This window comes from Mycobacterium heckeshornense, assembly GCF_016592155.1.
Lineage (GTDB): Bacteria > Actinomycetota > Actinomycetes > Mycobacteriales > Mycobacteriaceae > Mycobacterium > Mycobacterium heckeshornense.
Genome location: NZ_AP024237.1, coordinates 191,021 through 203,101, shown reverse-complemented (window position 1 = coordinate 203,101; position 12,081 = coordinate 191,021). Strand labels below are relative to the sequence as shown.

Below are 12,081 nucleotides of genomic sequence, written 5' to 3'. Positions count from 1 at the left end.
CCGGCCTCGCCGCCGAGTCGTCGTCGCTGCCATGTTGAGGAGTCGAATTGTCGCTCGCTGTTGCTGTCGCGTTGTTCTTCGTTGGAATCGACTGGGCCGCCGAATCCCATGCCGTGTGCGTGATGGACCAGGCCGGTAAGGTCGTGGCTCGCTTCACCATCGCCCATTCCGCGGACGGGATCGCCACTCTGATTCGTCGGTTGGCGAAATACGCTGCGGCTGAGGATGTTCCGATCGCAATCGAACGCCCAAACGGGCGCCTGGTGGACCTGCTGCTGGAGGCTGGGCATCCGGTTGTGCCGGTTAGCCCGAACGCGATCAAGAACTGGCGGGAGGGCGAAGTCCTTTCCGGCGCCAAGTCCGATGCCGCCGACGCTGAAGTCATCGCCGAATACCTGCGGCTGCGCCAGCACCGCCTGCACGTGGCCGCCCCCTACAGCGACCCCACCATCGCACTCCGTACCGTGGTCCGCACCCGCACCGACCTCGTCGAGCAACGCGTGGCGGCCACCCATCAGCTCTCGGCGCTGCTGGACGCGCACTGGCCCGGTGCCAAGGCCCTCTTCGCCGATGTGGAATCCCCGATCAGCCTGGCCTTTTTGACCCGCTACCCGACCCCGGCCGCCGCGATGCACCTGGGCGAAAAGCGGCTGGCCGCGTTCCTGGGGCGACTGCCGCCCAGCCTACGAGTGCCCCGAGTCGGTCGCCGCGCTGGCCGGATGCACACCGGTCACCAAGTCCTCTGGCAAACACAAGGCCGTGCACTTCCGCTGGGCCTGCAACAAACGATTCCGCCAAGCCATGACCACCTTCGCCGACAACAGCCGCCACGAAGGCCCGTGGGCAGCACACATCTACAACCAGGCGCGAACCGCAGGCAAAGACCACCCCCATGCCGTCCGCATCCTCGCGAGAGCCTGGATCCGCGTCATCTGGCGCTGCTGGCAAGACGGCGTCCCCTACGACTCGGCCCAACACGGCGCCGCAACCAAACTCACCGCAACCGCATCGGCGGCCTGAGGTTGACACAGGAGTGTCATGAGAACTGCACGCTGGTGGCCACGAGATCTGCCCACTGGCCGCCACCAGACGTGGCGAGTGGGGTTAGGTCAAGGCGCTCACTCCCTTACCGGCCATGGCTTGGGTGAGCCGTACGCTGTCGCCGCTTGCTTGGCAGACGTGGGCATGATGCAGTAGCCGAAAGCGCGCGAGTTCGCCGATTCTCGGTAGTGGAAATCGCGGAACCTGCACGTATCAAGCATTTTGCGGTCGAGTGTGGCGCGAGTTCGCCGACCCTGGGAGCGGATTGTGCAGGTGTTATCGAGGTGCGGTCGAGCGGCGTTCGGGGTGGGCGGCCTGGACGTAGGTCATGGCGGTCTTGGCGCTGATGTCGAACACGCGCATGAGGTGGACCGGGTCGGCGGTGTGCGAGGCCTCGTCGAGGATGCGGTCGCGGCGCAGCTGTGACGGGGCGAGCCCGAGCCGCTCGAAGATGGTGTCCATGACTTGGTGGGAGACGGGCGGGAGCGTCGCGTCGGCGGTGGTGACCTGGCTGACGAATAGGTGTGGGTTGGTGGTTCGGCCCCACAGCCGTCGACGTTGGTGCAGCCACGCATTGGCCAGGGTGTGGGTGAGTTCATCGAGGTAGACGGTGTGGTGGCGGGTGTCGCGGCGAACGAGCAGCCGGCCGGCGGGCAGGTCGAGATCGTCTAGCAGCAGCTGCGCGGTTTCCTGCTTGCCGAGGCCGTGGATGGCGATTAGGGCGACGACGAGTTTGGGCATCGGTCCGTCGGCCCGGTCGATGAGGCCGCGCAGCCGGTCGGTGGGTATCGGCGTGGGGAGGCGGCGCATCGCGGGCAGCGAAATGCCGCGGGTGGGGTCTTGGAAGATGACCCGTTCCTGTTTGAGGGCGCGGAACAGGCTGTGCAGGGCCGAGAGCAGGTTGCAGGCGGTGACTGGCGGTTGCCGGTTGAGCGTGGCGTGGATGTCGTCGCGGGTGATCTCGCGCAGGCTGGTGACCTGTTCGGTCCAGGTGGCCAGCGCCGGGCGCAGGCTGTTGAGGTAAGAGCGGATGGTGGCCAATGGGAATTCCGGATGCGGGTGACGCCCCTCACCGCGGAGAACCCGGACCCAGCAACGCAATTCGATGGCAATGGGGTCGGGTAGGGCGGCGATGCGCTGATCGACTGCGCGCTGGGCGGCCTCGCCTTGGCGGGCCGGGTCGGGGATGACCATTCCGTGTGCGTCGAGGAACTGCAGCACGCGCCGAATGCCTGCGTTATGGCGATGATCGCCGACCGCGCGGATGTCGGATTCATGGATCGGAGCCTCGGCCCCGAGCCAGCCCAGCAGGATCCGCAGGGTCATGGCCGCGGCGTTGCGCGGCGTCGGATTCCACCCGTGAGCGTCCGCGTGGCGCCGGAATTCCTCGAGCAGCGCTTCGGCGGTCGCTGTCAGCGAGGGCAGTCGCTCCATCGAACCGACGGTGAAGCGGCTCTAGTCCCGGCGTGCATCGAATAACACTGTCTGTGCTGGGTCGACCAAGTGAGGCGACACGGTCGGCTCGAGAGGGTGCGGTGTGAGCCAGCGCCGCTGCTTCGGAGTCGGCACCAGGTCACCAAGAGTCAATTCCTTTGCGGCACTTTGGCGGCTCTACGCCACCAAGCTGGGACGTCGGGTTCTAATCCGTGATGTCTGGTGATTGTTCTGGATTCGGCCGTGGTTGAGAAGTAGGCGGAGTCGGTAGTTGTCGAAGTTGCGGAATCCGCGCGCGGTGCGCTTGGTGTTCTTGATCTTCAGATTCAAGGATTCGGTGGGCCCGTTGGAGACGTCGGTGTGGGCGAAGTAAGCCAGAAACTCCACCCGCCAAATATGCAATGTCCTTCCTAGACGGGCAATTTCGGGAACAGGGCAGTCGCGGGCGGCGGTGATGACCGTTGCCGCGGCGTTGGCGTCGCGGAGCTGGTAGCAGCGCATCAGGTCCTGGGCGATGGTCCAGGCCGCAGTGATTTCCCCGTGCGGGTCGCCGGCCAGCAGTCCTGCCCGCAGCCGATCCCAAGCCCGCTCGGAGAGCCGGTCAGCGCGGCGCCGCAGGATGCGGCGGATCCCGTAGAGCGGGTCGCCGCGATGACCCCGATGCCCGTGGCTATCTTGCTGCACGCGGCGACGCACCTGGTCGAGCGCGGTCAGCCCAAGCTTGGTGACATGGAACGGGTCGAGCACCCGAACCGCTTGCGGCAACTGCTGTTTTAGGGCGCTGGCATAGCCGCGGAATGGGTCCAGCGATGCGGTGGCGATCTGCGCCCTCCACTGGTCGTCGCGCTCGCCCAGCCAGCTGGCCAGCACGACACCGGAGCGGCCGTCGACCACCTCGAGCAGCCGCGCCGGCTGACCCGGTGTCAGATCAGCGATGCCGGTCGCATACTTCGTCGGATGCTGTCCAGTCGCGCGCAAGAACGCGGTCTCATCCACCCCGATCGCCCTCGGCGCGTCCAGCCGTGCCGGGTCGTCGATGAGCGGCTTACCGCGAGCGGTGACGATCCGCATGATGGTCGCCCAGCCCACACCGAGCGCCGACGCGACCCGCGAGACGGCGCCGTCGTGGGCACCGACCTGCTTGAACGCCCACCCCCGGGCCCGCTCGGTCAAACACGCGCGCGGCTGGATCGCAGGATGCTGCTCAGTCCAAGTCTTTTTCGGACACAACGCATGTGGGCAACACCAGACCCGTTTATGCCAACACAGCACCACCGGTCTGCCGCCGATAGGCAGATCACGTACCCACACCGGACGGAGATCTGAATCGCCCTGGGTTTTGTGCACACCGGTTTACTTTGCGCCGGTCGGCTGACCGGTGTGGTGTGCATGGTAGTCGGCCTCGTATTCGATGGGTGGTTTCAGTCCGAGTCGGTGCATGAGCCGGCTGGTGTGTAGGGGTCGGACCGCAGCGCCCTGCCGGTCTTTCGACGCGGTGGGTTTCTGCGGCCCGCCCTCCGAACCGGACGTGCATGTCTCCACGCATCCGGCTCTCCACTTGTTCATGCCGCTGGTGCGGTGTCGGTGTCGGGTGGCCAATTCGCCCATGGTGCAGGGATCTTCGAGCCCCGGTATCGGTAGCGGAGGACCGTCACCGATCGTGGCCGGAACAGCTCGACACGTCGGTCGCTGATCTGCCAGTCAGGCCAGAAGCGACGGCGTAGCGTTCCCCAGGTCAGGCCGAGGTGTCGTTTACGCAGCCAATACGCAACCCGCATGAATGCGAAGTGGTCGACGTAGCAGAAGGTGCGTTTAGACACTCCGTGCTTGAAATAGTTGCACCAGCCCCGTAGCACGGGGTTGACCTGCCGGAGCAGGTCGGCGAGTGTGTGATGTTTGTTGCGGCGCGTCAGTTTCCGGATCTTGCCGGTGATCGAGGCCAGCGATTTCTTCGATGGCCAGGTGTAGACGAACCGCTTGCTGCTGCCCGGTTTGGTTCGCCGCTGGATGCGGAAGCCCAAGAACTCGAAGCCCTCGTCGATGTGGCAGACCCTGGTTTTCTCGACCGACAAGCGCAGGCTCATCGGTGCGAGTACCGCTTCGACCTCATCCCATAGTGCTTCGGCATGAGCGCGTGTGCCGTTGATCAGCACCACGAAATCGTCTGCATAGCGGACGATCCGATAGGTGGCGCCTCCGGCGCGCCGATGCTTGGTGCGCTTCCAGTTCGTATCGAGCGCTTCCCACTGACGCATGAAGTGCTCGTCGAGAACCGACAGGGCGATATTGGCCAGCAGCGGTGAGAGGATCCCGCCCTGGGGAGTGCCGGTCGGCGTATCCCGATGTACCGCATCCTCGGAGAGGATCCCGGCTTTCAGGAACGCCTTGATCAGCGTGAGCACCCGCTTGTCACCGACCCGCATCCGCACCCGATCCATCAGTGCACAATGCGAGATCTCATCGAAGCAGGCCGTGATGTCTGCTTCAAAGACCCACTCGTACCCCTTGTTACCCGAGGTGTAGTGGTGGATCTCGGCGATCGCATCCTGTGCCCGCCGTCTCGGCCGAAACCCATACGAGCACGGCTTGAAATCCGCCTCGTAGATGGGTTCCAGCACCAGCTTCAGCGCTGCCTGCACGATCCTGTCGGCGGTGGTCGGGATTCCCAGGCGTCGCATCTTGCCGTTCGCCTTGGGGATCAACTTCTCCCGCACCGCAACCGGTGTGAACCGGCGTTCTTTCAGGTCGCCTTGCAGTTCTGCAAGGAGTTGCACCGCTCGGTCATCGATGGAGGACGGTGTCACTCCATCGATCCCGGCCGTGCGTGCTCCCTTGTTGCCCCGCACCCTGTTCCACGCCACGACGAGGAACGCTGGGTCATAAACGAGGTTGAACAGATCATCAAACCGGCGGCCCGGATCGGCCACCGCCCAACGATGCAGTTTCCGCTGCATCATGCGTACCCGCAGCCACGCCTCATCGACGTCGGGCCACGGCGCGCCGGTATTCACCAGCGACCTTCGCGCAATGCTCGGCAACCGCGAACAAGCTGGACCCCTTCGCCATGTGACCGGCTTTCCCGGACTCGGACTACTACGGATCCTCCGCCCCCACACGACGGCATCGGCCGGCGACGGACCTTCCCGCCGAAACGCTGGATGCGCTCCGGGAAGGGGACCACCGCGTGGGTTCCCACGTTCACTGTCAGATCGATCGACGGGCGAGGTGCCCAACTATGCTCCTGCGGCATCGCCACGGCTACGCCGCGGGCCTTCACCGTGACCTCCCGACCGGCGGTACAAACCGATCGCGGAGTTCCCCGCACCACACCGTGATACGAGTGTGCGCCGCTGCCCAGCCCAGATCCGCCAGATTCGAGCTGGTGGGAACAGACTTGAGGAGCGTTCAGACGCTGGTTTCTCACGTACACCGTCCCGTCTTGCTTGCCGGACCCGCGTCGTCTGGCAGTGCCGACGCGTCCCGTCGTTGTCAGGGCTGCTTTCCACCCTCATCGGCGTCCCCCGAATCAGGCTGCCCCCAGCTTCAACCCGCTGCCGCGACAGCGGACAGACGAAGGATTCTCACCTCCATTCGATCCCACAGCGCCTCGTGGCGCTCTGTACCAGTGGACCCAGTCGGCGGTGAGGTGCTCGACATCGTGCACCGAGCGCAGCGGCCCGGTTCGGAACGGTGAGTCTTTCCGGATCGCTTCGGTCTTATAGAGACCAATTATTGTCTCCGCCAACGCATTATCGTAGGCGTCTCCGACCGTTCCAATCGACGGCTTCATGCCGGCGAGCATGATCGTCTCCCCGCAGTGCACCGACGTGTACTGCGACCCGGCATCAGAGTGGTGAATCGTCGACCCCGCCAGCGGGTGGCCTTCACGGGCCCGCAGCGCTGCGGCCTGACGGAGCGCCGATTCGACGAACCACGAGTGCTTGGTCGTTGAGCACGCCCAGCCGAGGATCCGCCCGGCGTAGGCATCGACGACGAACGCGGTGTAGACGAACACCCCGGTGACCAGGCGAACGTAGGTGAAATCGGCGACCAGAAGCCGGTTGGGGGCATCGACGGCGAAGGTGCGATCCACCAGGTCCGGTGCCCGCTGCGCGGCGGGATCGGCCACGGTAGTGCGGACCTTCTTGACCCGCCGCACCCCCTGCCAGCCGTTGGCCCGCATGAGACGCTCCACGGTGCATTTGGCCACCGGAATGCCCTGTCGTTGCAGGTGATGCCCACATCTTGGCCGCACCGTAGAGTGACTCGGGCTTGCGGCGACCATCAGCATCGGGGGTGTAGTAGCCGGCCAGGATCTCAGCGACCGTCATGTCCCACAAGACCCGTTTCGATGGTGGGCGAGCCTGCCAGGCGTAGAAGGTTCTCGGGGCGATCTTGCAGCCATGCTCGCTCAGCACGCGGCAGATCGGAGCGACCCCGAACCGAGCACGATGCTCGGCGATGAATTCACAAATCAACGGTGTCGCGGGTCGCTCTCCCGCGCGAAGAAACTTGTTGCCGCCTTGAGGATTTCGATAGTCTGCTCAAGCTCACGGTTCTTCTTACGCAGCTCGCGCAACTCCCGGCTCTCCGCCGTCGATACCCCAGCGGCCTGGCCGTCGTCGATCTCGGCCTGGCGCACCCACTTGCGCAGGGTCTCCGCGCTCATCCCCAACCGGGCCGAGATGGCCCGCATCGCCGCCCACTCGGTGTCGTACTCGTCGCGATGCTCCCGGACCAGCCAGACCGCCTTGGCCTTCATGTCCTGGTCGCACCTCGTTGCCATCGTGCCATCCTTCCCTCAAAAGAAGGTGTGCACGAAACCCGGGATGGTCCAATCTTTGGCAACCGCCAGCGCCCCACAGTCAGGGCATGACACCAGCCCAACGACGGTCTCAACCAGCAACTCCAGCTCACCTCCGGCATCCGCGGCGGCCAACACCCGAAACCCATCCAATCCGAACAACGCAGCAACAACCGATCCGGTAACCTCTGTTTCCAACCTGGGGCTCCTCAACAATCCGTGTGAACTTTGGTTTGTCATCACGGATCATGCCGAGCCCCAGGCCCACGATCAGCTCATTTCAAAGCCTCAAGCGGGTCTCGCCCGGATCCCCAGCTCCCAGGATCATGGAGAAGAGCCGATTTGCCTGACACCAGCATCCATCGGCAGAAATCACGAGCTTCGACGCGTGTCGCCCGATCCCACGCGACCTCGACCGCCCACAGAAACCGGAACCACCGCAGCAGGTCCATCCCGTAGGAGCGCAGCGTCGCCTCCGAACGTCCCGCGGCCTGCAGATCCCGCAGATAGGCCGACACGGCCTCCACCGGCTTGCCCGCCGAGTCGAGCAACCGGTAGGGCAACCACGCGTCGCCTGTCTCGTGCAGCGAGCCGACCAACGGCATCGCCAACTGCGCCATATCCCGCGAATCGTCGTCGCCGATCACGCAGGTGACGATAACGGCAGAATCCATTTTCGCCCGTCAACCAGGGACAACGCGTGTCGTAGTTCAGCCAATAGGTAACGGCGGGCGAAATCCAGCATCTGGGCATTGCGCAACGGTATCCCCGCCACATGCTCGCTGGTCACCGTCTTCTCGGTATCGGTCAATCCGTAGGTGGGTACCCCGCCAAACGTGCGCAGGCTCTGATCGATCGCGGCCATCACCGACGGCAGTGTTTTATCGAGCAGCGCCAGCACCAGCCGAAACCGGCACCACGCCAACCATGCGTAAAATAACTGTGTGCCAACGCCTCTCACGCGGGGGCTGTCACCGAAGTCGTTTTGAAACCACCTCCGCCATCGTGTTCGTGGTCGTGGTACTTGCGGTTGTCGAGATCGCCCTTGTCAGCTACTTGGTGGCACCCGCGAAAACCCAAGCGATGGTTTAAATCCTGCACGAATGGGATTCACCGGGGGAAGATCTTGGTAGCCATCTGCACAGTGGGCGGTGTCGCGTTGGTGGCCAACGGCATAGGCAGCATCTGAGCTGGTGACTAATTGCCGGGTGCCTCGTGCGGTGTGCATTCCGGACTTGAAGCAACGCACTAGCCCTCTTGCGATGCTGCGTCGTCCGAGAGGACAGGCCCGCCCGCCACCGCCTTGCGCCGCCACCAGCCCGTGCTCGCGACGCATCGCGCGCGGGGCCGCCGACGTATAAGCGTTCATCGTCCCCATGTCCAAAGTGCACCACCCGCGCTCTATCGCGACCGTCATAGCCGGGGGCAACGCCGACACTAACGCGACCACCGGATCGCCTGAGAGGCCTCGCAAGCCGCATGGCGGGCCGTGCTTCAACTGGACTACCCCCGACACTTCGCTGGGAGATCGCTGCTCAGATTCGCGCATCAGCCGACCCGTCATGTACTTACAGATCGCTCAGGTTCTGGGTCAGCTCACCCGAAACAAATCCCTGGAAGCCGATCAGCCAACAGCCCTTCGGCTGGCGAAATTCTCTATAAGGTCAGCGGCAGCCGCAACGCTGTCAGCGGCTTTGGTCATCCGGGTGGCGATTTCGCGGGCTCGGCTGAGGTAGTGCGGGGCGAGGATGGTGCGCAGTTCGGACACCAGCGATTGCTGAGTCGTGGACGAAAAGCGCCGGGCAGTGCCCACTTTCAATCGTTTGACCACCGTTCCCCAAAGCGTCTGATCGGGCCACGTCGAAAGGATCAACGTGGGGACTCCGGCGCGCAGGCCTGCGGCCGTGGTGCCAGCTCCGCCATGGTGCACTACCGCGCGGCAAGCCGGAAAGATCGCCGCATAATTTAGCGCGTCCACCACTTTGACGTGGTCGACATGCGGGAGGTGGCTGAAGTCAGTGCCGCCGGCGCACACCAGCGCCCGCTCGCCTAACTGCGCGCAGGCCGCGCTGATCATCGCAAACGTGTCGGCCGCTGAAGAGACGGGCATGCTGCCAAAGCCGAAGAAAATCGGCGGTGTTCCCGCAGCAATCCACGACGCGACCTCCGCGTCGGCGTCGGTCGGAAATTCGATCGTCAGCGCGCCTACAAAGGGCCGTCGACCATTGAATTTCGCCCATTCGGCCACCAACCCTGGAAAACACACCGCGTCGTAGGCCTGGATTTCCAACCACCCGCGTTCGGTGATCCGCCGCGACGGGAGGCCTGTGGCTTTCGGTAGGCCAAGGTGACCGCGCTGCGCGTCCTCAAGCTTTTTTGTCAAGAGCCTATCGGGCCACTCGAACACCGTCATTGCGAAGCGGGCCAGCGGCGCTGGCAGGAATGGCAGCAGCTGGCCGTTGGCCCGCATCGGGTAGGTATGCAGCGTGGCCAACGGAACGTCGCAAGACTCAGCGACATTGGCGGCTGCCTGCTCGCCAATCACGCCGGTGAACAGCAGGTCGGCTCCGTCCGCCAGTGAGGTCAGCGTCGTGCTGACCTCGTTCCAGCACAGGTTGAGCAGCCGCCAGTCTTCACGGTACAGCCTGATCAGATCAGCGATCTTCCACGGTCGGCGGAGCAAGCACGCTAAGAAGTCGCGGTGCACGGCCTGCCATGTCCGCGCATCTGGCCCGTAAGCGACCGCGGCGAGCCCCGCCGCTTCGGCAAAGCCAAACAGGTCAGGCGGCACGGCCACACACACGTCGTGCCCCCGGCGGAGCAACTCTCGTCCCAAAGCCACGCAGGGCTCGACATCACCGCGAGTTCCATAGCTCGCCAGCACAAACTTCATCGCCGAGATCGTAGCCGTTTGTTTCCGGTGCGCATGCTCCGCAATTGAAGCGGGCGCCTCCCGGTGAATCTCGGCCGCCGAGAGGTGCGTCGGTCCGATTTGCAGCTGAGGTTCGGCTACTCTACAGCTGATGGATCGGTTCGTCCCCGCCAAGGCTCACGCGCTCGGGCGCAGCGCACTCCGTGACGAGTTCTCCTCTCCAGAAAGCGAATCGATCCAGGTCGTCGGGGGCTGACCAGTGCCGGTCCGAAGACGACATACCGCACGCTCATCCTTTAAGAACGGCGCATCCGACCTACGCAGCGACAATCGGCTTGCGCCCGCGGACCACGCTTTGTTTGCCCAGCATGAGGCAATGGGCCGGAAGCTAGTCATTCAGTGCGTGTGGGTTTATGAGCACCCTATCGACTTCGACGGCGTGAAGCGTTTTCATCACAACCTTGGTTACGGCTTACTGGGACGGCGCATCGAGCGCTCGCCGCTACCGTTTGCCCGGCATCGGTGGGTCTTGGATCGGGGGCCGTCCGATATCGATATCGCTGACCGCGCTCGTCCACGCAGTGAACTCAGCGATTGGGTCGATGAACGCTCGCAATTGCCGATTGATCCGGAACGCGGGCCCACGTGGCATCTCGGCGTCCTTCCCCTTACGGACGGCTCGACGGCGGTCAGCCTGGTGGTCTCCCACTACCTGATCGACGGCCTCGGGCTTGTTGTCGCGTTAGTTGATGCAGTCTCGGGCAGCACGCGCGATCTTGGCTACCCACCCCCACGTTCACGTACTCGACTGCGCGCGGTTATACAGGATGCCCGACAAACAGCGCGCGACGCACCAGAAGTTGCCCGCGCGCTTGTCGTGGCGGCAAAACTGGCTCGTCATCGGCCGCACGGTATCGCGCAATCATCGGCATCGCGACCGGCCGCCCTCCTTCGAAGTCAATCCGATGACATGGTGCTTGTGCCCGGTATAACGATCTACGCCGACTTGGATCAGTGGGCTGCCCGCGCGCAAGCTCTAGGGGGATTGACTAACACACTGGTCGCCGGATTTGCTGCGAAGCTCGGGGAGCGCATGGGGCGCCGAGCCGGTGACGGCGTCGTCACCCTGCAACTCCCGGTGAGCGACCGCGCCGAGGGTGATACGCGTGCGAACGCAATGTCGTTTGCGCGCGTCAGCATCGACCCGACACAGCTAACGACGGATCTGCGTGACGCCCGTGCAGCCATCAAGGAGGCGCTGAGATCCCTGCGGGAGACGCCAAATGAGCCACCGCAGATCCTGTGGCTCGCCTCGTTCACGCCGAAACGCGCGTTGAATCGGCTAGCCGATGCGATGGCAATCGACCCGGATCTCTCGGTGTTTTATTCCAATCTCGGCGACGTCGGCTCAGTGGTGAACCGGCTCGACGGCACCCCCGCCGAGTACGCCACCGCACGAGTTACGGCTCAACACGAGACGCGACAATGGCTCGAGCGAATGGGCGGCCAAATGACTGTGCAGTCCTTCCGCCTCCCGGACAGGATGGTCATCAGCGTCAACGCCTATCAACCTGGCGCCGATAACACCAAACACGCGTTACGCGAGCTGGCCGCGCGAACGCTCGCCGAGTTCGAGCTCACCGGCAAGATTGACTAACGGAACCTGTCCTGCGCGCAACCGAAACGCCCAGCACGGATAGCTCGTCCTTTGGCTGACCGCGCCGGGTCATCATGTGTGGCGTTTCTAAGTGGCAGACAAGGCCGACGAAGGTCGCGGTCAACAATCGGGTGAGCGTGGCGACATCGCCAACGACATTACGGCAATGGCGCTGCTCCGCCGGGTCTGACATCCCTGACGGCGTCCATCTGTCGCTCAAGGCGCAGATGGAGGTTTGGCGATCGGTCGCAAAATAGCGGGCCTGCGGCCAGA

11 protein-coding genes and 1 pseudogene are annotated in these 12,081 nt (G+C 64.2%); 2 read left to right on the top strand and 10 right to left on the bottom strand.

Annotation, left to right across the window (positions count from 1 at the left end; all coding sequences use genetic code 11):
• Positions 1-47: 47 nt before the first annotated feature.
• Positions 48-1,148 carry an IS110 family transposase gene (locus MHEC_RS25185; RefSeq protein ID WP_435870364.1) on the top strand — a complete coding sequence of 367 codons (1,101 nt, stop codon included), beginning with the start codon at positions 48-50 and terminating at the stop codon, positions 1,146-1,148.
• Here the strand turns inward: MHEC_RS25185 and MHEC_RS23860 are convergent.
• The 10 genes and pseudogenes from MHEC_RS23860 to MHEC_RS00765 form a co-directional block, all read right to left on the bottom strand.
• Positions 1,105-1,200: pseudogene (locus MHEC_RS23860) on the bottom strand (ATP-binding protein); the annotation flags it as partial. The gene MHEC_RS25185 and the pseudogene MHEC_RS23860 overlap by 44 nt on opposite strands.
• Positions 1,201-1,317: 117 nt before the next feature.
• On the bottom strand, positions 1,318-2,475 hold the full coding sequence (locus MHEC_RS00800) for a site-specific integrase (protein ID WP_048891992.1): 1,158 nt from the start codon (positions 2,473-2,475) through the stop codon (positions 1,318-1,320).
• Positions 2,476-2,652: 177 nt separating this feature from the next.
• Entirely contained in the window at positions 2,653-3,786 is a 1,134-nt protein-coding gene (locus MHEC_RS00795; protein ID WP_264016472.1) for an ISL3 family transposase, read from the bottom strand.
• A 251-nt stretch (positions 3,787-4,037) separates the two neighbouring features.
• Positions 4,038-5,486: a group II intron reverse transcriptase/maturase gene (ltrA, locus tag MHEC_RS00790; protein WP_048893872.1), complete on the bottom strand. Its 1,449-nt coding sequence runs from the start codon at positions 5,484-5,486 to the stop codon at positions 4,038-4,040.
• A 515-nt stretch (positions 5,487-6,001) separates the two neighbouring features.
• Positions 6,002-6,760, bottom strand: a complete 759-nt coding sequence (locus MHEC_RS24630; RefSeq protein WP_269097929.1) for an IS3 family transposase — start codon at positions 6,758-6,760, stop codon at positions 6,002-6,004.
• 189 nt (positions 6,761-6,949) lie between these two features.
• Positions 6,950-7,261, bottom strand: a complete 312-nt coding sequence (locus MHEC_RS24625) for a transposase (RefSeq protein ID WP_269096928.1) — start codon at positions 7,259-7,261, stop codon at positions 6,950-6,952.
• A gap of 15 nt (positions 7,262-7,276) precedes the next feature.
• Entirely contained in the window at positions 7,277-7,477 is a 201-nt protein-coding gene (locus MHEC_RS00780; RefSeq protein ID WP_053094064.1) for a hypothetical protein, read from the bottom strand.
• Between the two features lie 77 nt (positions 7,478-7,554).
• Entirely contained in the window at positions 7,555-7,926 is a 372-nt protein-coding gene (locus MHEC_RS00775) for a site-specific integrase (RefSeq protein WP_235434998.1), read from the bottom strand.
• On the bottom strand, positions 7,923-8,180 hold the full coding sequence (locus MHEC_RS00770) for a hypothetical protein (RefSeq protein ID WP_235434997.1): 258 nt from the start codon (positions 8,178-8,180) through the stop codon (positions 7,923-7,925). Before MHEC_RS00770 ends, MHEC_RS00775 begins: the two co-directional genes overlap by 4 nt.
• A 723-nt stretch (positions 8,181-8,903) precedes the next feature.
• On the bottom strand, positions 8,904-10,172 hold the full coding sequence (locus MHEC_RS00765; protein WP_048893638.1) for a glycosyltransferase: 1,269 nt from the start codon (positions 10,170-10,172) through the stop codon (positions 8,904-8,906).
• A gap of 355 nt (positions 10,173-10,527) precedes the next feature.
• On the opposite strand from MHEC_RS00765, the gene MHEC_RS00760 reads away from it, so the two are divergent.
• Complete coding sequence (locus MHEC_RS00760; protein WP_048893637.1) at positions 10,528-11,808, top strand: condensation domain-containing protein; 1,281 nt, start codon at positions 10,528-10,530, stop codon at positions 11,806-11,808.
• Positions 11,809-12,081: the final 273 nt, after the last annotated feature.

Excerpts from the sequence above, each read along its gene's own strand:
- MHEC_RS00765 (WP_048893638.1), bottom strand. The coding sequence starts at position 10,172 with ATGAAGTTTGTGCTGGCGAGCTATGGAACTCGCGGTGATGTCGAGCCC.
- MHEC_RS24625 (WP_269096928.1), bottom strand. The coding sequence starts at position 7,261 with ATGGCAACGAGGTGCGACCAGGACATGAAGGCCAAGGCGGTCTGGCTG.
- MHEC_RS00760 (WP_048893637.1), top strand. The coding sequence starts at position 10,528 with ATGGGCCGGAAGCTAGTCATTCAGTGCGTGTGGGTTTATGAGCACCCT.
- MHEC_RS00800 (WP_048891992.1), bottom strand. The coding sequence starts at position 2,475 with ATGGAGCGACTGCCCTCGCTGACAGCGACCGCCGAAGCGCTGCTCGAG.
- MHEC_RS24630 (WP_269097929.1), bottom strand. The coding sequence starts at position 6,760 with ATGGTCGCCGCAAGCCCGAGTCACTCTACGGTGCGGCCAAGATGTGGG.